Here is a 24,363-nt window from a genome sequence, read left to right on the forward strand (position 1 = left end):
TGCACCGGCCGGGCCTCAGCCCTGCGGCGCGTTCGCGAGCGCGATCAGCTGGGCGACCTGCTCGCGGTCGATCCCCATGCCGGGGAACCCGGCGATCCTTCCGATCGGGAAGGACTCCATCATCTTGTCGATCGCTTCGTCTCCCATGACCCCGGCGTCCATCGCCTCGTCCATCTGCCCGCGGGTTCCGGCGAGCCGGGCCTGGACGATGGGGCCGGCGACCGGGTGGGCGAGCACCTCGGCGATGGAGGAGTCCTCGCTGAGCGGGAGCAGGATCGGCTCCCCCGCGAGCTCGATCGCCGCGCTGCTGCGGATATCCCGACTCGATGCCCCGACCTCGAACCGGTAGATCCCCGGTTCGACGACGAAGCGATCGACCCGAGTGTCCCAGTACGCGAGGTCCTCGGAGCGCACCACGAGCTCGACCTCGCGGGTCTCGCCCGCCACGATCTCGACGGAGGCGAACGCCTTGAGCTCGCGCGGGGCGCGCACCACGGCCGACTCGTCGATCGACGCGTAGACCTGCACGACCTCGCGACCGTCGCGCGCTCCCGTGTTCGTGACGGGAACGACCACCCGCAGGTTCCCGTCGCCGAGCTCGGCGACGCGCGCGCTCCCGTACTCGAAGCTCGTGTACGAGAGCCCGTGGCCGAACGGGAAGGCCACGTCCATGCGTCGGGCGTCGTACCAGCGGTAGCCGACGAGGATCCCCTCGCCGTACTGGACCCGCCCGAAGGAGCCCGGGAAGTTGCCGAACGCCGGGGTGTCCTCGATCCGGTGCGGCACGGTCTCGGCGAGGCGGGCCGAAGGGTTCACCGTACCGAGCAGCACGTCGACCGTCGCGGATCCCCCGGCCTGACCGAGCAGCCAGGCCTCGAGGATCGCGGGCACCCGGTCGGCGAACGGGAGCGCCACGACCGAGCCGTTGGAGAGCACCACGACCGTGCGAGGATTCGCTGCGAGCACAGCGTCGAGCAGCGCGAGCTGCACCGGCGAGAGGTCGATGTGCTCCCGGTCGAATCCTTCGGACTCCTCGGGGTCGGTCAGACCGAGGAACACCACGGCGATGTCGCGACCGGCGGCGAGCGCGGCGGCCTCGTCGCGCAGCCGCGCCTGTTCCTCGACGGGGGTCCGCGGGTCGAAGGCGAAGCCCGCCGCGAAGGCTGCGCGGTCGCCCGCCTCCGCCGAGAGCGCGTCCCACGCGGTGTCGACGCGGGTCGGGTTGATGTGCGAGGATCCGCCGCCCTGGAAGCGCGGGGTGCGCGCGAACTCGCCGATCACGGCGATGCTGGCATCGGGAGCGAGCGGCAGCAGCGGCTCCGCGCCGTCCACCGGGTCGTTCTTGTGCAGCACGATGGAGCGGCCGGCCGCCTCGCGCGCGAGTGCGTGGTGGGCGTCGACGTCGAGCGGGCCCGCGACCGACGGGCGCTGCTGCGCCCGACCGACGAGGTCGAGCATGCGTCCCGCAGCCGTGTCGAGCGCCTCGATCGGGAGGGCGCCGCTCTCGACCGCCGTGACGACCTGCCGATCGGTGTGCCCGCCGCTCGACGGCATCTCGAGGTCGAGGCCGGCGGCGACGCCGGCGACCCGGTTCTGCACCGCTCCCCAGTCGGAGACGACGAGTCCGTCGAAACCCCACTCGTCGCGGAGCACGTCGGTCAGCAGCCAGCGGTGCTCGGAGGCGTAGACGCCGTTCAGGCGGTTGTACGAGCACATCACGGTCCACGGCTGCGCGTCGGTGACGACCCGCTGGAACCCGCGCAGGTAGATCTCGCGCAGCGTGCGCGCGTCGATCTCGGCGGAGACGCGCATGCGGTCATCCTCCTGGTTGTTCGCCGCGAAGTGCTTGAGCGAGGCGCCGACGCCCCGGGACTGGATTCCGCGGACGAGTCCGGCACCGATCTCGCCCGAGAGGATCGGGTCCTCCGAGACGTACTCGAAGTTGCGTCCGCACAGCGGCGAGCGCTTGATGTTGATGCCGGGGCCGAGGATCACCGCGACGTCCTCGATGGCGGACTCGACGCCGAGTGCGACGCCGACGCGTTCGGCGAGCTCGGGGTCGAAGCTCGCGCCGAGGCCCGAGGCCGGCGGGAAGCACGTGGCTGGCACGCTGCCGTTCAACCCGAGGTGGTCGCTCGCCTCCGCCTGCTTGCGCAGTCCGTGCGGTCCGTCGGTCAGCATGATCGAGGGCAGTCCGATCCGCTCGATCGGCTTCGTGGTCCAGAAGTCGGCGCCGCTCAGCAGCGACGCCTTCTCCTCCGTGCTGAGTTCGGGGAGTCGGTCGCGCGGTGATTCGGTCATGTCGTGTCCTTTGCGAGTCGGGGTGGATCGAGGAGGGGTGGGTCAGGTCGCCGGGTGCTCGGCCCGGGCCCGGCCGCGGGCGAAACCGGGCCTGCGCGCGAAGTCGCGCTGCAGGCCGGGCCAGAAGGCCCACTGCAGCAGCAGGCCGACGCCGAGTCCGGCGAGGATTCCGGCGATGGTGTCGCTGAACCAGTGCGCGTTGATCAGCGTGCGCTGCCAGACGATCCCGATCAGCAGGATCGCGGCGACGACGAAGCCGACCGCGCGCAGCCCGCGCCTGGCCGGCGGAATCAGCGCGAGGATCGTGACCGCGGCGACGGCGGCGCTCACCGCGTGCCCGGAGGGGAAGGACCCGTGGTCGACGGTGAACAGCGGCCCGAAGAGCCCGGCGGCCTCGTCCGCGGCGGGTCGGGGCCGGTTCACGAGGTTCTTGGCGAGCTGCGAGACGAGGCCCGGCCCCGCGAGCTGCAGCAGGAACACGAAGATCGCCGAGCGCCAGCGGCCCAGCGCGACGAGCACGATGGGGAGCACGAGCGCGAACACGATCATGCCCGGCAGCTGACCGAGCTGCTGGAAGAACATCGCGACCGGGGAACCCGGAAGCGGTGAGTCGGGGCCGACGCCCACCGCCGAGCGCCAGGCGTCGTCGATGCCCTGGCTCCACGGTTTCGCGGGGTCGGCGAGCACCGCCGCTCCCATGCCGACGAAGACGACCAGGAAGGCGATCCCCGCGATCAGCAGCGCCCGGGGCCGCGCGGTCGACGCGGGCCGCACGGCCGACGCGCCCCTCACAGCAGCGGCCTGACGGAGGCGTACGCGTCTCGTGCGTCCCGACTGGGGACGTCGAAGACGCGCGCGATGCAGTCGGCCCCGCCGTGCGCCGGCCAGCCGGGATCCCCGTTCGCGATGAACGCGACCGCCGCCGCGTGCACCTCGTCGGCGAGCGCCTGCGGCGGGTTCGGCCCGGCCAGCGGCTCGATGGCCGGCCCGTCGAGGCAGTCGAAGAAGAACGGCACGTCCAGGCAGTGCTCGGCGAATCCGAAGGCGCCGGACGGCCACGAGAAGCGGTACACCCAGGTGGGGGCGGTTCCCCGGTCCTCGGCGATGCGCAGGATCGCGGTGCGGAACATCCGGTCGGTGAGCACCCGGCCGGCGAGCCGCGCCTTGCCCGCGGCGACGACATCGGCGTTCGCCGCGAGATAGGCTCCCCGCGCCGACTTCGGCACGCCGAGTTTGCCGAGCAGGATCCCCTTCGGCACCCAGCGCAGGGCCTTCGCCGCGTCCGTCATGGCCATGCTGAACTCGTCATCGGTCGCGCCGAGGACGAGCGGCTTGTCGGATCCGACGCCGAGCCGGAACGACTCGGGCGTGGGGCGCAGCAGCAGCTCGCCGTCGACCGCCGGACCGAGCGGGAGCCCCTCGTCGATGATCTCGCTCATCGAGTCCGACGTCATGGCGGTCGCGGCCTTCTGCAGTTCGAGGACCTGATCCTCGGGGATCGCGGACCAGCCGGCCCGGGTGGGTGCCGCGCCCGCGGACTCCGCGAGCTTCCGACCGAACGCCTCGGACCGCTCGGCCGACACGTCGGCGAGCGCCCCCGAGATCGCGTACACGCCGTGGAACAGGTGCTGCGCGCGCTCCATGCCGAGCAGCGTCATCACGGCTCCGCCGCCGGCCGACTGCCCGGCGATCGTGACCCGCGCGGGGTCTCCCCCGAACGCCGCGATGTTGCGCTGCACCCACTCGAGCGCCAGCAGCCAGTCGCGCACGCCGCGGTTCGAGGGCGCGTCCTCGATCCAGCCGAAGCCGTCGAAGCCCAGGCGGTACGAGATGGTGACGGTCACGACGCCGTCTCGGGTGAAGTTGCGGCCGTCGTACCAGACGCTCGCCGGAGACCCGGCGAAGTATCCGCCTCCGTGGATCCAGACGAGCACGGGCAGACCGGTTCCCGGATCCGCCGCGACGGGCTCGGGCGTGAACACGTTGACGTTGAGCGTCGAGTCGCCCGGAATGCTCGGCTCGGGGATCAGCGTCACCCCGGGATCGCCGCGCTGCGCCGTCGCGCCGAACTCGGCGGCGTCGAGCACGTCGCCCCAGGGCGCCTTCGGCTGCGGCGCCGCGAAGCGCAGCTCGCCGACCGGCGCCTCGGCGAACGGGATCCCGAGGAACGCCGCCGAGCGCGCGTTGCCCCGCCCGCCCGTGGTCGGACGCCAGCGGCCGCGGACGAGGCCCTCGGCGATGCGCACCTCGGGATGCTCCGTTCCGAGCAGCGCACCGTTCGATGCCGGGTGTTCCAGGGTCATGGGGTCTCCGTTCCTTCGAGGACGTTCGCGAATCGACGGTCGGGCCGGTACCGCGCGATCATCGGGCGCTCCGGATCGGGATGATCGCGAGGGCGGCGATGACGACGAACACGATCCCGAATACGAACAGCATGGCGTATCCGCCGAAGAGCGTGATGATGAGCAGGGCGACGCTCGAGCTGAGCGCCTGCGGGATGTTGGTCGCGACGTTGAGGATCCCGAGGTCCTTGCCCGCCGCGGTGCCCTCGTTCGGCAGCACCTCGGTCATGAGCGCCGCGTCCACCGACATGTAGAGGCCGAAGCCGACGCCGTTGACGATGTTCATCAGGATCATCCCTGTCATATCGGGCATGACGAGGGGGAAGACGAATCCCACGACCATGACCGCGGACGCCGCGTAGATGAACACCTTGCGCTTGCCGATCCGGTCGCTCCACCAGCCCGAGAGCACGATCGCGATGAGAGTGGGGAGGAACGAGACGAGCGTCAGCATCACGGTGGCGTTCGTCGCGTCCTCGAGCGACATCCCGATGTAGTCGGTGAGCATGTACATCGAGTAGGCGGCCACCACGAAGTATCCGAGCATCAGCAGGAAGCGGGCGGCGAAAGCCCAACCGAAGTCGGGGTACTTCCTCGGGTCGATCCAGAATCCGACGAAGAAGCGTCGCCAGCTGAACAGTTCGACGGCGGCGTCCTTCGACGACCAGTCGGTGTTGAACACCACGAAGAGCACGGTGATCACGAGGACGGCAGCCCCGAACACCGAGTAGCCGAGGCCGAGTCGTGCACCGAGCTCCCCGGCGAGCATGACGCCGAGCAGGCCGCCCAGCTGCATGCCGACGCCCATCATCGCGCTCGCTCCGCCGCGCTTCGCACGCGGGAAGCGATCCGCGGTGATCGTGGTCAACGGCGCCTGGAGGAAGTTCAGCGCGACCTGGATCACGGTCCAGAACACCGTGATCCACAGGATGTCCGTGAGCGAGCCGATCCCGAACAGGAACACGGCTCCGACGACCGCGCCCATGAGCATCCACGGTGCGCGTCGGCCGAACCTCGACCGGGTCCGGTCGCTCAGGGCACCGGCGAGCGGCTGCGCGAAGAGCGTGAACACGAAGGAGACCGTCGTGACGATCGCGAGATTCGCCTCCTTGCGGGACTCGTCGAGCAGCGCCACCTGGATCGGGAGCAGGATCGCGATGAGCCCCGCGTAGGTGCCGTAGAGGGTGAGCGAGCCGAAGAGCAGGCTCGGCAGCAGCCTCCGGTTCGCGGGTGGGCTGGCGGCGGGTTCGCCGGCGCCGGGAGGCGCGGTCGTGATGGTTCCGGTCGGCGCGAGGCCTGCGGCCGGGTCCGTGGGCGGCATGGTCATGATGCTCCTCGTTGAGCGGGTCGAAGGGGAATCCAAAACCAAACATCGTTCGCATTTGAGGATTCGGCGACCACTTTGTCACCTTCGCGTCGGCCGCGCAAGAGCACAGCGCACAATTTCCGAACAATGATCGGCTTTCGTGATCCGATGCCCGCGAGTCCGCTAGCCTGAACCCATGGCTCGGCGAGGTGCGTACGCGAAGGGCCTCGCGAAGCGCGAGGAGATCCTTGAGGCCGCCCTCCGCGTCGTCGCCGAGCACGGCTACCGCAAGGCGTCCGTCCGCGAGATCGCCGATGCGGTCGAGCTGAGCCCCGCCGGTCTGCTGCACTACTTCGGAAGCAAGGAGGAGCTCTTCGTCGCGATCCTCGCCGCCCGCGACGCCCGCGACGAAGACCGCGTCGTCAGCGAGGACATCGTCGAAGGCCTGCTCGAGATCGTCGGCCGCAACACCGCGGTACCCGGGCTCGTGCAGCTCTACGCCCAGCTCGCGGCCGAAGCCGCGGATCCCGAGCACCCGGCGCGCGCATTCTTCGCGCACCGCACCGCCCGGCTCGAGGGATATGCGATCGCTGAGCTCGAAGCCGCTCAGCGCGCCGGACGGATCCGCAGCGACCTCGACCCGGCATGGATCATCCGTTCGGTGCACGCCATGGCCGACGGCCTGCAGACCGCTTGGCTGATCGACCGCGAGATCGACATGGCCGCCGATCTCCGTCGGTTCATCTCGCTGCTCGCACCGAGTCCCGCGCCGAACCACGCGACCTGAGTCGCAGAAACGCAGAGGGGGTGGGTGCCGATCGGCACCCACCCCCTCTGCGTGAGGATCGCTCGGATCAGAGCGCGTTGTATGCAGCGCGCAGCAGCTCGGCCGCCTCGGTCGGCGTCTTGCCGACCTTGACGCCCGCGGCCTCGAGGGCCTCCTTCTTGGCCTGCGCAGTACCCGCCGAGCCCGACACGATGGCGCCGGCGTGGCCCATGGTCTTGCCCTCGGGCGCGGTGAAGCCCGCGACGTAGCCGACGACCGGCTTCGTCACGTTCGCCTTGATGTACTCCGCCGCGCGCTCCTCGGCGTCGCCGCCGATCTCGCCGATCATGACGATCGCCTTCGTCTCGGGATCGGCCTCGAACGCGGCGAGCGCGTCGATGTGGGTGGTGCCGATGATCGGGTCGCCGCCGATGCCGATGGCGGTCGAGAAGCCGAGATCGCGCAGCTCGTACATCATCTGGTAGGTCAGGGTGCCCGACTTCGAGACGAGACCGATCGGGCCCTTGCCCGTGATCGTCGCGGGAGTGATGCCCGCGAGCGCCTCGCCCGGGGTGATGATGCCGGGGCAGTTCGGCCCGATGATGCGGGTCTTGTTTCCGGTGGCCTTGGCGTGCGCCCAGAGCTCCGCGGAGTCCTTGACCGGAACGCCCTCGGTGATGATCACGAGCAGGCCGATGCCCGCGTCGATGGCCTCGACGGCCGCGTCCTTGGTGAAGGCCGGGGGCACGAAGGCGACCGAGACGTCGGCGCCGGTCGCGGCCATCGCCTCGGCGACCGACGCGAACACGGGGAGCTCGACGGCGTTGCCGGTGGCGTCGGTGTGCGACACGGTGGTGCCGGCCTTGCGGGCATTCACGCCGCCCACGATCTGGGTGCCCGCGGCGAGCATGCGCGCGGTGTGCTTGGTGCCCTCGCCGCCGGTGATGCCCTGGACGATGACCTTGGAATCCTTGTTCAGGAAGATCGACATTCTGTTGCTTCTTTCGTCAGTCTCGTCGTCGGATCAGCGGGCGTTGGCCAGCTCGGCGGCCTTGTCGGCGCCCTCGTCCATGGTGGCGGCCTGGGTCACGAGCGGGTGCGCGGCCTCGTTCAGGATCGCGCGGCCCTCTTCGACGTTGTTGCCGTCGAGGCGCACGACGAGCGGCTTGTTCGCAGCGTCGCCGAGCTTTGCGAGCGCGCCGACGATGCCGTTGGCGACGGCGTCGCAGGCGGTGATGCCGCCGAACACGTTGACGAACACCGACTTGACCTGCGGATCGCCGAGGATCACGTCGAGGCCGGCGGCCATGACCTCGGCCGAGGCGCCGCCGCCGATGTCGAGGAAGTTGGCGGGCTTCACGTCGCCGTGCTTCTCGCCCGCGTAGGCGACGACGTCGAGCGTCGACATGACGAGGCCCGCGCCGTTGCCGATCACGCCGACCTCGCCGTCGAGCTTCACGTAGTTGAGGTCCTGCGCCTTGGCCTTCGCCTCCAGCGGATCCTCGGCGGCCTTGTCCTCGAGCTCGGCGTGGCCGGGCTGGCGGAAGTCGGCGTTGGCGTCGAGCGACACCTTGCCGTCGAGCGCGACGATGTCGCCGGCGCCGGTGAGCACGAGCGGGTTCACCTCGACCAGGGTCGCGTCCTCGCCCGCGTAGACCTCGTAGAGCTTCTGGAACACGGGGACGACCTTGCCCACGAGCTCCTCGGGGAACTTCGCGGCGCGCGCGATCTCCTCGGCCTTGGCCGCGTCGATACCCGCGATCGGGTCGACCTCGATGCGCGCGAGCGCCTCGGGCTTCTCGACGGCGAGCACCTCGATCTCCATGCCGCCCTCGACGGAGCACAGCGAGAGGTAGGAGCGGTTGGCGCGGTCGAGCAGCACGGAGAAGTAGAACTCCTGCTTGATGTCGGCGCCCGCGGCGACCATGACCCGGTTGACCGTGTGGCCCTTGATGTCGAGGCCGAGGATCGCCTGCGCGGCCTCGAACGCCTCGTCGGGGGTCTTCGCGACCTTGACGCCGCCGGCCTTGCCGCGCCCGCCGACCTTCACCTGGGCCTTGACGACCACCACGCCGCCGATCTTCTCGGCTGCCGCGCGCACTTCCTCGGGAGTATCCGCGACGATCCCGGGGAGCACCGGCACCCCGTATCGTTCGAAGAGATCTCGTGCCTGGTACTCGTACAGATCCACGTACTGTCCTTACATGCTAGGAGTATTGGGGGTCCGAGGCAGAAAAATGTCTCGATGTCGAGATAAGTCGACCAGTGCCCGAGTCTACCATCGCAGCCTGTCCGTCCCGCGACCGCGCCACCCCGCCAGGGCTTCCGATTCCCTCGGTCCGCGCCCCGGCCGCACGCGCCTCAGCGTTCGGCGATCCGGCCCAGATCCAGCCCGGAGGACGCGGCCTGGGCCGCGTCCAGCTGCGCCACGTACTCGTTCTTCAGCTTCTTGCCGTCCCCCGCGAACGGTCCGGTGCGGAAGCCGTAGAAGGCGAGCGTCGGCAGCATCGCGTCGGCCGAGGTGAGGATCGCGTTGTGGAAGTCGCCGTTGCCGCGCCGCAGTTCGGCGAAGATCCCGGCGGCGAGCGCATCCTCGTCGAGCGCGTCCCGATCCGCGTCGGCGGTGAGCTGCAGGGCGAGGTGCAGCTGCCGATCGCCGTTCGCGTCCTCGAACGAGATGAGCCGGTGGTTCTCGATCGCGTGCAGCAGCACCGGATCGGCGTTGATCACGTCGCGCAGCGAGTCCGGCCCGATCACCGCGCCGTTGAAGTCGACCGAGAGGTCGCTGCGCCCGTAGTGGAACAGCAGGGGCAGGTCGAGCATCTGCCGCTGCTTCAGGTGCTGCAGTCCGAGCTCCTCGAGGACCGGTTCCAGCTCGCGCAGCCGCAGCACGTGCCCGCGGTCGTGAATGTTGTAGCGGATCCGGGGGTTCAGGTTCTCGGCACGCGCGATCGTGACGAGCAGTTCGCCCGCCGCGTTGGTCTCGATCTGGTAGTTGAAGGGATTGAACTGGAAGATCATCGGCAGCACCCCGTACTCGTGGCGCTTGCTGATGCGGTGAGCCAGTTCGGGGTGCTCGACGAGCGCGCGGCGCAGATCGACGGTGAGGTCGGTCTCGATCGCCAGGTTGATCTCGAGATCGCTCGCCCCGTAGCTGCCGTACGCGGCGTGCGCCGTGCGCAGGATGTGGTCGCGCATGCTCTCGCTGATGCCCTCGCCACCGAACGCCGCGACGATGTCGTACTGCGACCAGTCGAGGCGGTCGTCGTCGAACAGCGCTTTGAGGAACGGCGGGTAGCTGAGGATCACGTAGGTGAAGCCGGTGCCGAACTCGCGCATCGTGGCGATGATCTTCGTCGCGTCCGGCCCGATCGACTTGATCATGGTGACGTCGGTGAGCGACGTGGTCACGTTCATGCCGGTCGCCCACGCGCCGAGCGAGAACGCGTTGAGCACGAACGGGGGTTTCGTCATGCTGCTCTCGGTGTTCGAGAAACCGAGCTGCAGCAGCTGCCGCGTCGCGATCCGCTCGCGCGGCCCGCGCACCCAGCTCGTCGGCGTGCCCGAGCTGCCGCTCGACTCGTCGACCACCACGCCGCGGCGCGGGATCCGGCCGTCGACGCAGCGCTCGGGGATCGACCACCGCTTGATGTAGCTGTCCTTGTCCATCTCGGGGATCGTCCGCAGCGCGGCCGCGATCCCACCGCGGGTGCGCAGCCGCGTCGGGAACCCCCGTTCGCCGAGGAACGCCCGGTAGGCGGGCACCCGCTTCGCCGTGCGTTCGAAGGTGCGCCAGGCCCGCCAGCGCCCCAGGGTCCAGCGCAGCGGCTCGATCCCGGGTGCGAGCAGGATCTTGTGGGTGTTCACGCGCGGCATGAACAGGCGGACCAGGTGGTCCTGGATCCAGACGAAGGTGAAGACGGCGGCGCGTTTCATGCGGGTGCCCCTTCCAGGGTCATGGCGGCGGCCGGCCTGCGGTGCGCGAGCGGCGGGGTCTCGCTGTAGCCGAAGCGGAACAGCATCCAGGCCAGTCGCTCCCCCGCTTCGTCCGCTTGGACCGCCTCGGCGAACAGGGCGTGCGAGCGCGGGTTCGTGATGACGGTGCCGAAGGGGTGCAGCACGACGCCGTGGCGGTGCAGCTCGAGCCAGATCCGCATGAACGTGCGCCCGGCCTCGATGTAGTCGGCGGGGCCGCCGAAGGGCCCCTCGATCCAGCCGAGCTGGTGCACGCCGCGCATGGTGCGCAGGTACACGCTGCGGATCAGCGCGCCGATGACCGGTGCGCGCCAGAGCCCGCGGTGCGCCATCGCGTAACGCAGGATCGGGCCGGGCATGAGCATCGCCTCGGCCGAGAGCCCGTCGGCCTTCGCGGCGGCTTCGCCCTTCGAGAAGCGGAGCCAGTGCATGATCTCGCCGTAGACGGCATCGTTCTCGAGGTCGTCGAAGAGGGTCGCCTGGTTGACGTGCACGATCCGGCGCACGAGCGCGGCGTCATCGGTCGAGCGGAACTCGTAGCCGGCGTCGGTGCAGATGCGTGCAGCCTCGGCGCGGACCTCGGCCGGCACCGCCCGGCGGTCGTAGGGTCGGCGCGAGGTGCGGCGGGTACGGAACCGGTCGAGGGCGGCGCGGGCCTCGGCGTCGCGCTCCGTCTCGCCCGGGTCGTCGGGATCGCGGGGCACCAGTTCGACCTCGGCGATGCGGTGCTGCCGGTCCGGGCTGTCGAAGTCCATCTCGGTGTGGTCGAGCGTCTCGCGCACGTCGTAGCCGTGGGCCGCGGCGACCACGGCGAGCGATTCGAGGAAGACGCCGGCGCAGACGTGCCCGAACGGGATCCCGAACGATTCGGCGGGGAGCCCGAGGTCGAGGTCGTAGCTGACCGTGGCACGGAGCACCGCGCCGGATCCGCCGTCGACCGCGGCGTGCGGCCGCACCTTGATGGGCTGGGAGTTGTGCGGGCTCGGGTAGTTGCGGGCGTCCTCCAGGATCGCCGGCCACGGATTCAGCGTCGAATCGCTCATGCGGCCGAGTCTAGGTGCGGCTCATGCGGGGTGCGACATATGGGCGGTCCGAACGCTCGGCCGGATAGGAACCGTCGGCCGGATCCCCGCGCCGGATTCGTCCGACTGGGGCTGGATACCCGGTTGAGCGCACACGCCCCTCGACGGCGCCCGCGCTACTCTTCGGCGCTGTCGAGGCCGGCATCGAGCTTGGCGATGGGGGCGAGCTTGACCAGCAGCTTGCGCTCCCCCACCGTGTCGAACACGACGTGGGCGATGCGCTTCGAACCGGCACCGGTGACGCCTGTGACCCGGCCCGCGCCGTACTCGTCGTGCCGGATCCGATCGCCCGGGGCCAGCTCGAGGTCGCCGTTGTCGCGGACCGAGCCGACGATCGTGTTCGGGAATCCGCCGCCCGCGGCCTGCGCGGCCTTGGCCTGCCGTTTGCGTTCGCGCCACTGCTCGAGCGCCGACTGCATGTTGCCGCTCGCCGGTTCGGAGACCGCTGCGGCACCCGATCCGCCGCGTCCGTAGCCGCCACTGCCCGAGCCGGATCCGAACGAGACCGAGGACTCGACGCCGCGCCCGGCGCCGCCTCGACTCGGGCGGGCGCCCGAACGGGGTGCGTTCAGCGCGCGCGACTCGGTGCCGCCGCGGCCCGTGACCTCGCCCGGCGACTGGCGCCAGTCGATGAGGGACTCGGGGATCTCTTGAAGGAACCGCGAGGGCATCGCCACCTGCACGTCGCCGAACTGGGCGCGCGTGCTGGCCAGGGTCAGGTAGAGCTGCTTGCGCGCACGGGTGATGCCCACGTACATGAGCCGGCGTTCCTCGGAGATGCCGCCGATCTCATCGACCGACATCTGGTGCGGCAGCAGTCCCTCCTCGACGCCCGTGATGAACACCGCTGGGAATTCGAGGCCCTTCGCCGTGTGCATGGTCATGAGTGAGACCGTGCCGCTCTCGTCGTCGAGCTCGTCGACCGCGGCGACCAGGCTCACCTCGGTGAGGAACTCGAGCAGCCCGACGCCCGGGTGCTGCACGTCGTATTCCTTGGCGACCGAGACGAGCTCCTCGAGGTTCTCGGCGCGGGCCTCGTCCTGCGGGTCGCGCTTCGCCCGCAGCTTCTCGATCATCTGCGTCTCGTCGAGGATCAGCTTCAGCACGTCGGCGACGGGCGCCGGCTGCTTCCGGGTCTCGGAGTCGTCGGTGGCGCCGCCGCCCGCGGCCATGCGCGCCGCGCGCTGCAGCAGCTGGCCCAGGCTCTCGATCGCCGCGCGCACCTTCGGCCCGAACGAGAGCTCGCCCGCGCGGAGCATGGCGTCGTGGAAGGAGATGCCCATCGCCTCCGCGTAGTTGGCGAGCTGCGCCTCGGCCATGGGACCGATGCCGCGCTTGGGAGCGCCGATGAGGCGCGACCAGGCGATGGGATCGTAGGGGTTCGCGAGGCTCGTGAGGTACGCCATGGCGTCCTTGATCTCGGCCCGCTCGTAGAACTTGGTGCCGCCGAGCACCCGGTACGGGATCGCGGCCCGGATCAGCAGCTCCTCGAGCGCACGGGTCTGCGAGTTGGTGCGGTAGAACACCGCCACGTCGCCGTAGGCGAGGCCCGAGCGGTGCAGGTCCTCGATCTCCTCGGCCACGAACCGGGCCTCGTCGTGCTGCGAGTAGCCCGTGAACCCGACGATCTGCGGGCCGTCGCCCTCCGAGGTCCAGAGGCTCTTGTCTTGTCGGTCGAGGTTGTTGCCGATCACGGCGTTGGCCGCCGAGAGGATGTTCTGCGTCGACCGGTAGTTCTGCTCGAGCTTGACCACCTCGGCACCCGGGAAGTCGCGCTCGAACTCGACGATGTTGCGGATGTCGGCACCGCGGAAGGCGTAGATGGACTGGTCGGAGTCGCCCACGACGGTGAGGCTCGCGGCCGGGATGCAACCGAGGCCGTCGAGCTCGCGCTCGCGCACGGGCGGAACGAGGCGCTCGACCACGTCGCGCTCGACGGGCCGCGTGAGCTCGCGGATCAGCGAGTACTGCGCGTGGTTCGTGTCTTGATATTCGTCGACCAGCAGGAAGCGGAAGCGCCGTTGGTAGACGGCCGCGACCTCGGGGAAGGTGCGGAAGAGGTGCACCGTCTGGCCGATGAGGTCGTCGAAGTCGAAGGCGTTGGCCCGGCGCAGCTCCTGCTCGTAGCTGCGGAAGATCTCGATGAACAGCCGCTCGCGCGGGTCGTTCGCGTTGGCCGTGGCCGCGTAGCTGTCGGCGTCGGAGAGCTCGTTCTTGAGCCGCGAGATCTTCGAGCTCGCGTTGGCCGGGGTGAAGCCGTAGCTGTCGGCCTCGAGGTCTTTGATGATGCGCTTGAGCAGCGCTCGGGAATCGGCCGAGTCGTAGATGGTGAAGCCCGAGACGTAGCCGAAGCGCTCCGCCTCGCGGCGCAGGATGCGCACGCAGGCCGAGTGGAAGGTCGAGATCCACATGCCCTCGGCCGCGCTGCCGAGCAGGCCCTCGACGCGCTCGCGCATCTCGGCGGCCGCCTTGTTGGTGAAGGTGATGGCGAGGATCTGGCTGGGCCAGGCCTCGCGGTTGCGGATGAGCTGCGCGATGCGGTGGGTGAGCACGCGGGTCTTGCCCGAGCCCGCGCCCGCGACGATGAGCAGTGCGGGGGAACGCGTGCTGACGGCCTGCGCCTGGGGCGGGTTGAGGCCGTCGAGCAGCGGATCCGGCGCGCCGGAGGCGCCGGTGCCCGGGTCGCCGAGGGGAACGCCGGACGGGTCGAGAAGTTCGAATTCGCTCATCGTGGTTCCAGTCTAGGAGCGACCACCGACATACTCCCCCGGGGAGCCGGGCTAGCATGGCTGGGGTCCGACCCGAGGCCCCGATGAACGGAGACCGATGCCCACCGATCCGAGGCTCCTCGTGCTCGCCACCGGCGGCACGATCGGCATGCGCGAGACGCCGGCGGGCATCGCCCCCGACCCGGACTTCCCCGAGATCCTCGAGGACATGCTCGCCGAGATCTGCGAACCCCTCGGGATCGAGTGGCGGGTCAATCACCTCCAGCCCCCGATCGACAGCGCGAACGCCGATGCCGACACCGCACCGCGCATCGCGCGCACGCTGAGCGCCCGGGTGCGCACGCAGCAGCCGCGCGGCGTGGTCGTGCTGCACGGCACCGACACCCTCGCCTACACCGGCGCGCGCCTCGCATTCGAGCTCTCGGGCCTCGGCTCGCCGGTCGTGCTCACCGGCAGCCAGCTCCCCCACGGCGCCGAAGGATCCGACGCCCGCGACAACCTGAGCCTCGCGGTCCGCGCCGCGATGCGCGCGTCGCGCACGGCCCCGGTCTCCATCGCCTTCGGCGGGGCGATCGTGCCCGCGGTGCGCGCGACCAAGCACCACAGCTCCGCGCTGGAGGCGTTCCGCGCCGAGCTCCCCCTGGGCGCGAGGCCCGCGGGGATCCCGAAGCTCGACGACGGCTCCCGCGGAGCCGCTTCGGCCCGCGTGATCTCGTTCCGTTTCGTCCCCGGCGTCACCGCCGACGACCTGCGCGGCGCCGTCGCGGGCGCCCCCGACGGCCTCGTGCTCGAGTGCTACGGCAGCGGCAACGGCCCCATGGACCGCCCCGGCATGCGCGACGCGCTCCGCGAGATCAGCTCGCGGATCCCCGTCGTCGCGATCACCCAGTGCACGGCCGGCGGCGGGGTCGACCTCGCACGGTACGCGGTCGGGCGCGAACTGGCGCGCACGGGCGTGATCACCGGATCCGACCTCACGCTGGAGGCCGCGATCGCGAAGCTCGGCTGGCTCGTCGACCGCGGCGCGGTCGGCAACATCCTGCGGGATCTCGTCCCCATCAACCTCATCGGCGAGTGCGCACCGCCGGCCGCCGAGGACCCGATCAGCTGAGGCGCGCCGCCGCGGCCCCGAGCTCGGGGTGGTCGACGAAGATCCCGTCGACACCGGTTCCCACGATCGCGCCGAACGCGGCGCGCCAGTCGCCCCACGCGCTCGCGGTCGCGGGATCCTGCGGATCGCCGATGCGGAACGGCGCCGCGAGGAACCGGTTCTCGGGACGCAGCGTCCACGTGAACACCGCGAGCCCGCGGGCGTGGGCGCGCTCGACCAGATCGGAGGCCACCGCGGCGCCGTCGGATCCGACGCCCACCAGGTCGCAGGTGTCGACGCTGATCCCCTCGACCCGGCCGGCCAGCGCGTCGAGCCCCGCGTCGCTGCGGTACCAGGCGTAGCTCGCGGCGGCGGATCCGCCGGCCGCCTCGCGCGCCACCTCGTCGGCGCCCGATCCGTCATGCTCCAGCAGGAATACGAAGTCCGCGGCCAGGCCGTCGGCGCGCAGCCGGTCCAGGATCCCCAGCTCGAAGCACTCGATCACGAGCCGCTCCCGGCGGTCCGCCCAGCCGGCCTCCGCCAGCACCGGCGGCAGCAGCTGCTCGAAACAGTGCCCCAGCTCCGAGAAGTACTGCGCGTGCTTCACCTCGAGCACGACACCGATCCCGCGGTCGCTCGCCGCGCTCTCCTCGTCGATGATCGCGAGCACGTCCGACAGCCGGAGGATCGGCTCCCGTCCGTCGAACTCCCGGTTGTCGGGGCGCACCTCGGGCAGGCGCTCCCGGCTGCGAAGGATCGCGAGCTCGGCCCAGTCGAAGTCCTCGGTGAACCAGCCGGTCAGCTCGACGCCGTCGACGGTCTTCGTCGTGCGCCGCTCGGCGAACTCCGGGTGATCCGCGACGTCCGTGGTGCCCGAGATCTCGTTCTCGTGCCGTACCACCAGCACGCCGTCGCGGGTGACGACCACGTCCGGCTCGACCGCGTCGACGCCCTGCCTGCAGGCGAGCCGGTATGCCGATTCGGTGTGCTCGGGGCGGACGCCGGAGGCTCCGCGATGGCCGATGACCAGGGGACGGGATCGGCCGGCGCCGGAGGTGTCGAGCATGCCGACCATGCTAGGTCCGCCGGGTGAACGATCGGGGTGACGGACCGGGTGAGCTGCGGGCGAACACCCAGTGGATTCCTATACTGGCGTGGGAATCCGCCGATAGGCTGGTGTGAAATCCCGTCGAGAAAGGATCCCGACGCACATGAGCAATCCCGCGCTCTCCAACAACCCGGCGCTCAACGGCAAGACGCTGACCGCCGAGGAACTGCACCGCATCTACGATCAGCCGGCGGCGCAGCCCCAGCGCCCGGGCATCGACGTGCCCGCCGGTCAGCCCGCGCAGCAGGGCTTCGGCGCGCAGCCGGGCGCCCAGCAGCCGCCCGTCATCACCCCGTCCGACAAGCCGATGACCTACGAGAACACCATCTCGAAGACGGTCATGCTGTTCCTCATCGTGCTCGCCTTCGGCGCCGTGGGCTGGTTCGTGCCGGTCCTCATGCTCCCGGGCGCGATCGCCGGTCTCGTGCTGGGCCTCGTGAACGCCTTCAAGAAGGAGCCGAGCGTTCCGCTGATCATCGCCTACGCCGCCGCGCAGGGCCTGTTCCTCGGCGGCATCTCGGGCACCTTCGAGGCGATGTTCAACGGCATCGTCGCCCAGGCCATCATCGGCACGCTCGCCGTGTTCGCCATCACGCTGCTGCTGTTCCGCAGCGGCAAGGTGCGCACCAGCCCCCGTGCGACCAAGATCTTCATGGTCGCGATCATCGGCTACGCCGCGTTCTCGCTGGTCAACGTCGTACTCATGCTCACCGGTGTCAACTCCGATCCTTGGGGCATGTACGGCACGAAGCTGTTCGGCTGGCTGCCGCTCGGCCTGGTCATCGGCGCTCTCGCGGTACTCCTCGCCGCGTACTCGCTCGTCATGGACTTCGAGCTGATCCAGAACGGCGTGCGCAACCGCGTCCCCGAGAAGTGGGCCTGGTCGGCCGCGTTCGGCCTCATGGTCACGCTGATCTGGCTGTACGTCGAGATCCTCCGCATCATCGCGATCTTCCGCAGCAATTAGCGGCTGACGCGACACCGACGCCGAAGGGCGGGGAACCGAACGGTTCCCCGCCCTTCGGCGTCTCTGGTGCGTTCGAGTTCCCCGGGTCAGGCGGAGATCGAGCGAGGCGGCTCCGGCGATTCGATCGGCGGCACGGGCACCACCGTCACCGGACTCGTCGGCAGGCCGCCGTGCAGCGCGCGGTGCAGCCGCTCCATGCGCGCGTCGAGCTCGGCCGCGGTGTCGGCGGCGTCCTTGAGGCTCGCCAGCAGGCCCTCGGGCACCTGGCGCTCGTACTTGTAGTGGATCTTGTGCTCGAGGCTCGCCCAGAAGTCCATCGCGATGGTGCGGAACTGGATCTCGACGGGCACGCGCACCGCACCCGTCGAGAGGAACACGGGCACCTCGACGATCGCGTGCAGGCTCTGGTAGCCGTTCGGCTTCGGCTGCGCGATGTAATCCTTCACGAGCAGCAGCGTCACGTCGTCCTGCTGCGTGAGCAGTTCGAACAGCCGGTAGACGTCGGCGGTGAAGCTGCAGGTGATGCGCACGCCCGCGATGTCGGTGATGTGCTGGCGCACGACGTCGAGGCCCGGCGGCAGACCGCGCCTGCGCACCTTGTCGAGCAGGCTGTCCGTCGACTTCACCCGGCTCGACACGTGCTCGATCGGGTTGTAGTCGTGCATGTAGAGGAACTCGTCGCGCAGGATCTCGATCTTGGTCTCGATCTCCTTCAGCCCGAACTCGTACTCGAGCAGGAACCGCTGGAACTCGTCGCGGACCGCCCGGGCCTCGGCCGCGGACATCGAGATGCGTTCGTCATCGGCACTGTCCATGTGCTCGACCCTAGCCGCGCAGTCTCGGCGCGGGCTGCGAGTCCCCTGCGCCGCTCCCCCGTCGGCACGGCCACCGCGCCGGCCGCCGCGCCGGTCCTCGCCGCGACTCGAACCGCAGCCCGAACCGGGGAGGCATGCGCCCCCGGCTAGTCTTGACGGATGATCCTCGAGTCGATTCGCGCCGGGCTCGCCAGAGCCTTCTGGTGGCTGTCCCCGTGGCGACTCGTCCCCGAGAGCGATCCGCCCGCCGGGCCGCGCCTGCTGATCGGCGCACCGCACACCTCGAACGTCGACTTCGTGCTGATGCTCGGCATCGCCTGGAGCGCGCGCATGCGGATCCACTGGCTCGGCAAGCGCGAGCTCTTCCGCGGCATCGCCGGTCCGATCATGCGCGGACTCGGCGGGATCCCCGTCGACCGCGCGAACGCATCGGGCGTCGTCGACGCCGTGGTCGCGCGCGCCCGCGCGACCGACCGCTTCCTCCTGGTGGTCACCCCCGAGGGAACCCGCTCGGGCAGCGGCTGGCGCAGCGGCTTCTATCGGATCGCCCGCGCCGCCGGGCTGCCCGTCACGCTCGGCTTCGTCGACCGCACCACCCGCACCACGGGCCTCGGGCCGACGCTCGCGCTCACCGGCGACGTGGTCGCCGACATGGACGTGATCCGCGCGTTCTACGCGGACAAGGCCGGAGTGCGTCCCGAGCGACGCACCGAACCCCGTCTGCAGGACGAGGCGGGGCTCACCGCACTGCTGGCGGGCGACTCCGCGGAGCCCGGCACCGTCTGAGCGCGCCGTCGCCGAACGCAGCGCGACGCAGGGGGCGTGCCGCCGCACAGCGGAACGGGCCGGGGAGCTTCGCTCCCCGGCCCGTTCCGCTTCCGTCAGCGCCGAGACGCCGGACGGATCACTCCCACTCGATGGTCCCCGGCGGCTTCGACGTCACGTCGAGCACCACTCGGTTGACCTCGGGCACCTGGTTGGTGATGCGGTTGGAGATCTTGGCGAGCACCTCGTAGGGCACGCGGGTCCAGTCGGCCGTCATGGCGTCCTCGGACGAGACGGGGCGCAGCACGATCGGGTGGCCGTAGGTGCGGCCGTCGCCCTGCACGCCCACCGAGCGCACGTCGGCGAGCAGCACGACCGGGCACTGCCAGATCGTCTGGTCGAGGCCGGCGGCGGTGAGCTCCTCGCGGGCGATCGCGTCGGCCTCGCGCAGCACGTCGAGGCGCTCGCGGGTGACCTCGCCGACGATGCGGATGCCGAGACCGGGGCCGGGGAACGGCTGGCGGCCGACGATCGCCTCTGGGATCCCGAGCTCGCGGCCGATCGCGCGGACCTCGTCCTTGAACAGGGCGCGCAGCGGCTCGATCAGCTCGAAGTCGAGGTCCTCGGGGAGGCCGCCGACGTTGTGGTGCGACTTGATGTTCGCGGTGCCCGCGCCGCCGCCCGACTCGACGACGTCGGGGTACAGGGTGCCCTGCACGAGGAACTTGACCTTCTCGCCCGAGGCCTTGGCCTCGGCGACGAGGTCGAGCTGCACTTGCTCGAACGCGCGGATGAATTCGCGGCCGATGATCTTGCGCTTCTCTTCGGGATCGGTGACCCCGGCGAGGTGACCGAGGAAGATGTCGGCCGCGTCGACGGTGATGAGCTTGACGCCGGTCGAGGCGACGTAGTCGCGCTCCACCTGCTCGCGCTCGCCCTTGCGCAGCAGACCGTGGTCGACGAACACCGCGGTGAGCTGGTCGCCGATGGCCTCGTGCACGAGCGCGGTCGAGACGGCCGAGTCGACGCCGCCCGACAGCGCGGAGATGACGCGCGCGTCGCCGACCTGCTCGCGGATCCGTTCGATCTGCTCGGCGATCACGTTGCCGGCGGTCCAGTCCGCGGGGATTCCGGCGACATGGTGCAGGAAGTTCTCGAGCACCCGCTGGCCGTGATCGGAGTGCTTCACCTCGGGGTGCCACTGCACGCCGTAGAGCTTCTTCTCGGCGGAGCCGAACGCCGCGACCGGGGTCACCGCGGTGCGGGCGTAGACCTCGAAGCCCTCGGGCGCCTGCTGCACGGCGTCGCCGTGGCTCATCCAGACGTTCTGGGCCTCGGGCTGGCCGCCGAGGATCGCCCCGCCGCCGCCCACGAGGGTCGCGTCGGTCGCGCCGTACTCACGGTCGCCGGTGTTGCCGACGGTGCCGCCGAGCGCGCGCGCCATGACCTGGAACCCGTAGCAGATGCCGAGCACGGGGATCCCGAGGTCGAACACGCTGTCGTCGAAGGCGGGAGCGCCCTCCTCGTAGACGGACGAGGGTCCGCCCGAGAGCACGATGCCGAGCGGGCGCTTCGCCTCGACCTCGGCCGCGGTGATGGTGTGCGGCACGAGTTCGGAGTAGACGCCCGCTTCGCGCACGCGGCGCGCGATGAGCTGGGCGTACTGCGCTCCGAAGTCGACGACGAGGACCGGGCGGTGCTCGGTCGAGGTCTGATCGGTCATGAACGGCCTTCCGGGATCGGTGCGGCCGAGGCCGCGTTGGGAGTGGGAGTCTGGGCGGCCTCGAGGTGCTCGAGGGTCTGCGTGACCTCTCGTGCGGTGCGTCCCTCGAGGAAGAAGGACATGAACGGGATCACGCCGCCGAGGGCGAGCAGCAGGAAACGTCCGAAGTTCCAGCGCATCGGGCTCCACAGCATGAAGTTCGAGATCAGGTAGACCACGTAGAACCAGCCGTGCGCGATGAGGATCGCCTTGAACAGGTCGAAGCCCTGCACCGCGAAGTCGCGCTCCATACCGCCGGGCATGACGGGCTCGAAGTGGGCGAAGCCGTTCGGGGTGAAGAGGAACAGCTCGACCCGGAACACGTACTTCATGACCATGACGGCGCAGAGCAGCAGCAGCATGGTGCCGGTGATCACCGAGGTGACCTTGTAGAAGCTCAGCGACTTGCGGATGCGCGGGAAGTCGGCGGGCTTGGGCTGCAGAACCATGGATTCCATCCTATCGCGGTGTGACGTTTCGTCCTGCCCGGAGGAAGGACCTCATCCTGCGCGAGGAACGAGTCGCAGGATCTCGGGATTCTGCGACTCGTCCCTCGCGCAGAATGACGGGGTGAGGATCAGGGGCCGGCCGCGCCGCCGCCCTCCGCCTCGAGCGCCTTGAGCTCGTGCTCCTTCTCCCAGGCGTCGCGCGCCAGGCGGTACCAGAAGAAGATCGCGAAGCCCGCGAATACGACCCACTCGATCGCGTAGAAGACGTTGAGCCAGTTCACCGTCTCGGCCGGCAACGGCGGGACGGACTCGATGCGGTCGAGCCCGTACTTCGACAGCGGCTCACCCTGCAGCAATTCTGCCGACTGCTTCGGGTGCAGCACCAGGTAACCGCCGTAGCTGGGCTCGTCGCCCGCGCCCCAGCGGTTCACGAGCTGCGCAGGCGCCATCGAGAGGATGGTCTGCGGGTCGCGGTCGGCCGTCGGGATCAGCGGCGCATCCGGCGGCATGTACCTGCCCTCGAACGGGACCGGCTGGAACACCTGGACGACCGGCTGCTCGGCGATGCGCTTCGCGGCCGCCTCGGCCTTCGCCGCGGACGGCGCCCAGCCGAGCGCGACCGCGAGCCGTGCGGAGGACCCGTCGCCCTGCTCGACCTGTACCTCGCCGACCACCCACGCGCCCTGCGCGCCGAAGTTGGTGCGGTTCTCGACCACCAGGGTCGAGGTACGGGTCAGCACACCGGCGCCCGTGGCGACCATGCCGCCCGCGTGATCGCTGACCGCGATCCCCGGTTCGGTCAGCTCGTTCAGCGGGCGCGGCTGCTCGGAGGACGAGGTCGAGTCCTTCGCGCTGTTCTGCACGGCGACCCCGAGCTGCCACTGGCCCAGCCAGGCGAAACCGGCCGCGACCGCGAGCGCCGCGATGAGCGCCAGGATCCACTGCGGGCGCACCATGACCCGTGCGAGGGTCGGGTCGCCGAGGTATTCGGGGCGTTTCGCGGACGTGCTGATGGTTCGGCGCTCCTGCCAGAGGGATCAGGGCCGGAGAACCCACGGCCCACGGTCGGAGGACGACCGGACGAACCGATTCTATCGGGCCTCGCCGGGTCCGTCCTGAGCGTCCGGATCGTCGGCGCTGCCCGTGAAATCGGGGGCTTCGAGCCGCACCCGGTCCGCCGCTTCGTCGGTCAGCTCCTGCTGGCTCGCCCGCTCCGCGGCGACGCGTTCGAGGTAGCGTTCGACCTCGCGTCCGATGCGCGCCGCGTCCCAGCCGAGCACTCCGGCCATGAGCTCGGCCGCGACCGGCGCGGCGGAGACGCCGCGATCCCACGCCTCGATCGAGATCCGCGTGCGCCGTGCGAGCACGTCGTCGAGGTGCAACGCGCCCTCGTGGCTCGCCGCGTAGACGATCTCGGCGCCGATCACGTCGTCGGCACCGGGCAGCGACTCGCCGAGCTCGGGACGCTCGGCGACGAGCGCGAGCAGGTCGTCGGTGCGCGACCCGTAGCGCTGCAGCAGGTGCTCCACCCGGTCGACGTGCACCCCCGCGGCCTTCGCCGAGCGCGCGCGCCGGTTCCAGGCCGCGCGGTACCCCTCGGCGCCCACGAGGGGGACGTCGTCGGTGATCGAGGACGGGATCCGCCCCTCCATCGCGGCGACCGCCTCGTCGACCGCGTCCTTCGCCATGACCCGGTAGGTAGTGAGCTTGCCGCCGGCGACCATCACGAGGCCGGGCACGGCGTGCACCACGAGGTGCTCGCGCGAGAGCTTCGAGGTCTCGTCGCTCTCCCCCGCGAGCAGCGGCCGGAGGCCCGCGTAGACGCCCTCGACGTCGTCACGGGTGAGCGGGGTCTGCAGCACCGTGTTCACGTGCTCCAGCAGATAGTCGATGTCGGCCGCGGTCGCCGCCGGATGCGCCTTGTCGAGCTCCCAGTCGGTGTCGGTCGTGCCGATGAGCCAGTGCCGCCCCCAGGGGATCACGAAGAGCACGCTCTTCTCGGTGCGCAGCAGCAGACCGTACTTCGAGCGGAAGCGGTCCCGCGGGACCACGAGGTGGATCCCCTTCGATGCGCGCACCCGGAAGGTGCTTCGCTCCCCCACGAGCGCCTGCGTGTCGTCGGTCCAGACGCCGGTCGCGTTGATGACCTGCTTCGCGCGGACCTCGAAGCGCTCGCCGGTCTCGAGGTCGTGCGCCTGGACGCCGACCACCCGCTCGCCGACGCGGAGGAACCCCTCGACGCGCACCCGGTTCGCGGCGAGCGCGCCGTAGGCGGCCGCGGTGCGCACGACCGTCGACACGAGTCGCGCGTCGTCCACCTGCGCGTCGGAGTAGCTGAGACCGCCCCGGAACGCGTCGCGGCGGAGGCCCGGCGCCTCGCGGCCCAGCCGCCGGCGGGTCACGTGCGCGTGCCACGGCACCCCGGGCGGACGCCCGCCGGTCCGCGCGAACAGATCGTAGAGCAGCATGCCGGCGCCCACGTAGCAGCGCTCGATCACGGGGACCGTGACGGGGTAGAGGAAGCGGACCGGACGCACGAGGTGCGGTGCCAGGCGTTGCAGCAGCAGCCCGCGCTCGACGAGCGCTTCGCGCACGAGCGAGAAGTTCATCTGCTCGAGGTAGCGGATCCCGCCGTGCACGAGCTTCGAGGATCGGCTCGACGTGCCCGAGGCCCAGTCCCGGGCCTCCAGGATTCCGGTGGAGAGGCCGCGAGTCGCCGCGTCGAGCGCGACGCCCGTACCGGTGATCCCGCCGCCGATCACCAGCACGTCGAGTTCGGCACCGGGCTCGCGCATCGCGGCGATCGCCGCGGCGCGCTCATCGGGTCCGAGCCTGCCGCGGGTGTCCCCCGCCGCAGGCGGTTGCGAGTTCTTCCGTACGCTCATGCGCTCCTCCTTCCGAACCCG

The 24,363-nt window shown here is 70.5% G+C and carries 19 protein-coding genes; 4 read left to right on the forward strand and 15 right to left on the reverse strand.

All coding sequences use genetic code 11. The features are described from left to right. Nucleotides 1–15: 15 nt before the first annotated feature. From XM48_RS14665 to XM48_RS14680, 4 genes are read right to left on the reverse strand one after another with little or no spacing between them, the layout of a single operon-like run. Complete coding sequence (locus XM48_RS14665; RefSeq protein WP_046456574.1) at nt 16–2,301, reverse strand: glycoside hydrolase family 3 C-terminal domain-containing protein; 2,286 nt, start codon at nt 2,299–2,301, stop codon at nt 16–18. A 42-nt stretch (nt 2,302–2,343) separates the two neighbouring features. Beyond that, nucleotides 2,344–3,093: a phosphatase PAP2 family protein gene (locus tag XM48_RS14670; RefSeq protein ID WP_052961548.1), complete on the reverse strand. Its 750-nt coding sequence runs from the start codon at nt 3,091–3,093 to the stop codon at nt 2,344–2,346. Then, nucleotides 3,090–4,604 (reverse strand): carboxylesterase/lipase family protein, encoded by a 1,515-nt coding sequence (locus tag XM48_RS14675; RefSeq protein ID WP_046456575.1) that lies wholly within the window; start codon nt 4,602–4,604, stop codon nt 3,090–3,092. Before XM48_RS14675 ends, XM48_RS14670 begins: the two co-directional genes overlap by 4 nt. Nucleotides 4,605–4,662: 58 nt before the next feature. Then, a complete protein-coding gene (locus tag XM48_RS14680; protein ID WP_046456576.1) occupies nt 4,663–5,970 on the reverse strand; it encodes an MFS transporter in 1,308 nt (435 codons plus the stop codon). Nucleotides 5,971–6,145: 175 nt separating this feature from the next. Here XM48_RS14680 and XM48_RS14685 point away from each other — a divergent pair, with 175 nt between their 5' ends. Beyond that, a complete protein-coding gene (locus XM48_RS14685; RefSeq protein WP_046456577.1) occupies nt 6,146–6,736 on the forward strand; it encodes a TetR/AcrR family transcriptional regulator in 591 nt (196 codons plus the stop codon). 67 nt (nt 6,737–6,803) lie between these two features. Here XM48_RS14685 and sucD read toward each other — a convergent pair whose 3' ends face one another. The 5 genes from sucD to XM48_RS14710 form a co-directional block, all read right to left on the reverse strand. Next, nucleotides 6,804–7,706 (reverse strand): succinate--CoA ligase subunit alpha, encoded by a 903-nt coding sequence (gene sucD / locus XM48_RS14690; protein WP_046456578.1) that lies wholly within the window; start codon nt 7,704–7,706, stop codon nt 6,804–6,806. A gap of 33 nt (nt 7,707–7,739) precedes the next feature. Then, nucleotides 7,740–8,906 carry an ADP-forming succinate--CoA ligase subunit beta gene (gene sucC, locus XM48_RS14695; RefSeq protein ID WP_046456579.1) on the reverse strand — a complete coding sequence of 389 codons (1,167 nt, stop codon included), beginning with the start codon at nt 8,904–8,906 and terminating at the stop codon, nt 7,740–7,742. Nucleotides 8,907–9,076: 170 nt separating this feature from the next. After that, nucleotides 9,077–10,651, reverse strand: coding sequence for a coenzyme F390 synthetase (locus tag XM48_RS14700; RefSeq protein WP_046456580.1), 1,575 nt, complete (start codon nt 10,649–10,651; stop codon nt 9,077–9,079). Continuing rightward, a complete protein-coding gene (locus XM48_RS14705; RefSeq protein ID WP_046456581.1) occupies nt 10,648–11,733 on the reverse strand; it encodes a hypothetical protein in 1,086 nt (361 codons plus the stop codon). The genes XM48_RS14700 and XM48_RS14705 overlap by 4 nt, the downstream gene beginning before the upstream one ends. A 155-nt stretch (nt 11,734–11,888) precedes the next feature. Continuing rightward, a complete protein-coding gene (locus tag XM48_RS14710) occupies nt 11,889–14,501 on the reverse strand; it encodes an ATP-dependent helicase (protein ID WP_046456582.1) in 2,613 nt (870 codons plus the stop codon). A gap of 97 nt (nt 14,502–14,598) precedes the next feature. On the opposite strand from XM48_RS14710, the gene XM48_RS14715 reads away from it, so the two are divergent. Next, a complete protein-coding gene (locus XM48_RS14715) occupies nt 14,599–15,612 on the forward strand; it encodes an asparaginase domain-containing protein (protein ID WP_046456583.1) in 1,014 nt (337 codons plus the stop codon). On the opposite strand, the gene XM48_RS14720 is transcribed toward XM48_RS14715, so the two are convergent. Further along, nucleotides 15,605–16,657 carry a glycerophosphodiester phosphodiesterase family protein gene (locus XM48_RS14720; RefSeq protein WP_046456622.1) on the reverse strand — a complete coding sequence of 351 codons (1,053 nt, stop codon included), beginning with the start codon at nt 16,655–16,657 and terminating at the stop codon, nt 15,605–15,607. The genes XM48_RS14715 and XM48_RS14720 overlap by 8 nt on opposite strands. A gap of 145 nt (nt 16,658–16,802) precedes the next feature. Here XM48_RS14720 and XM48_RS14725 point away from each other — a divergent pair, with 145 nt between their 5' ends. Continuing rightward, nucleotides 16,803–17,666 carry a Bax inhibitor-1/YccA family protein gene (locus tag XM48_RS14725; RefSeq protein ID WP_046456584.1) on the forward strand — a complete coding sequence of 288 codons (864 nt, stop codon included), beginning with the start codon at nt 16,803–16,805 and terminating at the stop codon, nt 17,664–17,666. Between the two features lie 86 nt (nt 17,667–17,752). On the opposite strand, the gene XM48_RS14730 is transcribed toward XM48_RS14725, so the two are convergent. After that, complete coding sequence (locus tag XM48_RS14730) at nt 17,753–18,481, reverse strand: GTP pyrophosphokinase family protein (protein ID WP_046456585.1); 729 nt, start codon at nt 18,479–18,481, stop codon at nt 17,753–17,755. 159 nt (nt 18,482–18,640) lie between these two features. Here XM48_RS14730 and XM48_RS14735 point away from each other — a divergent pair, with 159 nt between their 5' ends. Then, on the forward strand, nt 18,641–19,267 hold the full coding sequence (locus tag XM48_RS14735; protein ID WP_046456586.1) for a 1-acyl-sn-glycerol-3-phosphate acyltransferase: 627 nt from the start codon (nt 18,641–18,643) through the stop codon (nt 19,265–19,267). Nucleotides 19,268–19,385: 118 nt separating this feature from the next. On the opposite strand, the gene guaA is transcribed toward XM48_RS14735, so the two are convergent. The 4 genes from guaA to XM48_RS14755 form a co-directional block, all read right to left on the reverse strand. Next, on the reverse strand, nt 19,386–20,969 hold the full coding sequence (gene guaA / locus XM48_RS14740) for a glutamine-hydrolyzing GMP synthase (RefSeq protein ID WP_046456587.1): 1,584 nt from the start codon (nt 20,967–20,969) through the stop codon (nt 19,386–19,388). Next, nucleotides 20,966–21,457: a DUF3817 domain-containing protein gene (locus XM48_RS14745; RefSeq protein ID WP_046456588.1), complete on the reverse strand. Its 492-nt coding sequence runs from the start codon at nt 21,455–21,457 to the stop codon at nt 20,966–20,968. Before XM48_RS14745 ends, guaA begins: the two co-directional genes overlap by 4 nt. A 128-nt stretch (nt 21,458–21,585) precedes the next feature. Continuing rightward, on the reverse strand, nt 21,586–22,413 hold the full coding sequence (locus XM48_RS14750; RefSeq protein WP_046456589.1) for an SURF1 family cytochrome oxidase biogenesis protein: 828 nt from the start codon (nt 22,411–22,413) through the stop codon (nt 21,586–21,588). Nucleotides 22,414–22,548: 135 nt separating this feature from the next. After that, nucleotides 22,549–24,342, reverse strand: coding sequence for a glycerol-3-phosphate dehydrogenase/oxidase (locus XM48_RS14755; protein WP_046456590.1), 1,794 nt, complete (start codon nt 24,340–24,342; stop codon nt 22,549–22,551). Nucleotides 24,343–24,363: the final 21 nt, after the last annotated feature.

It is taken from the genome of Leucobacter sp. Ag1 (genome assembly GCF_000980875.1).
GTDB lineage: Bacteria > Actinomycetota > Actinomycetes > Actinomycetales > Microbacteriaceae > Leucobacter > Leucobacter iarius.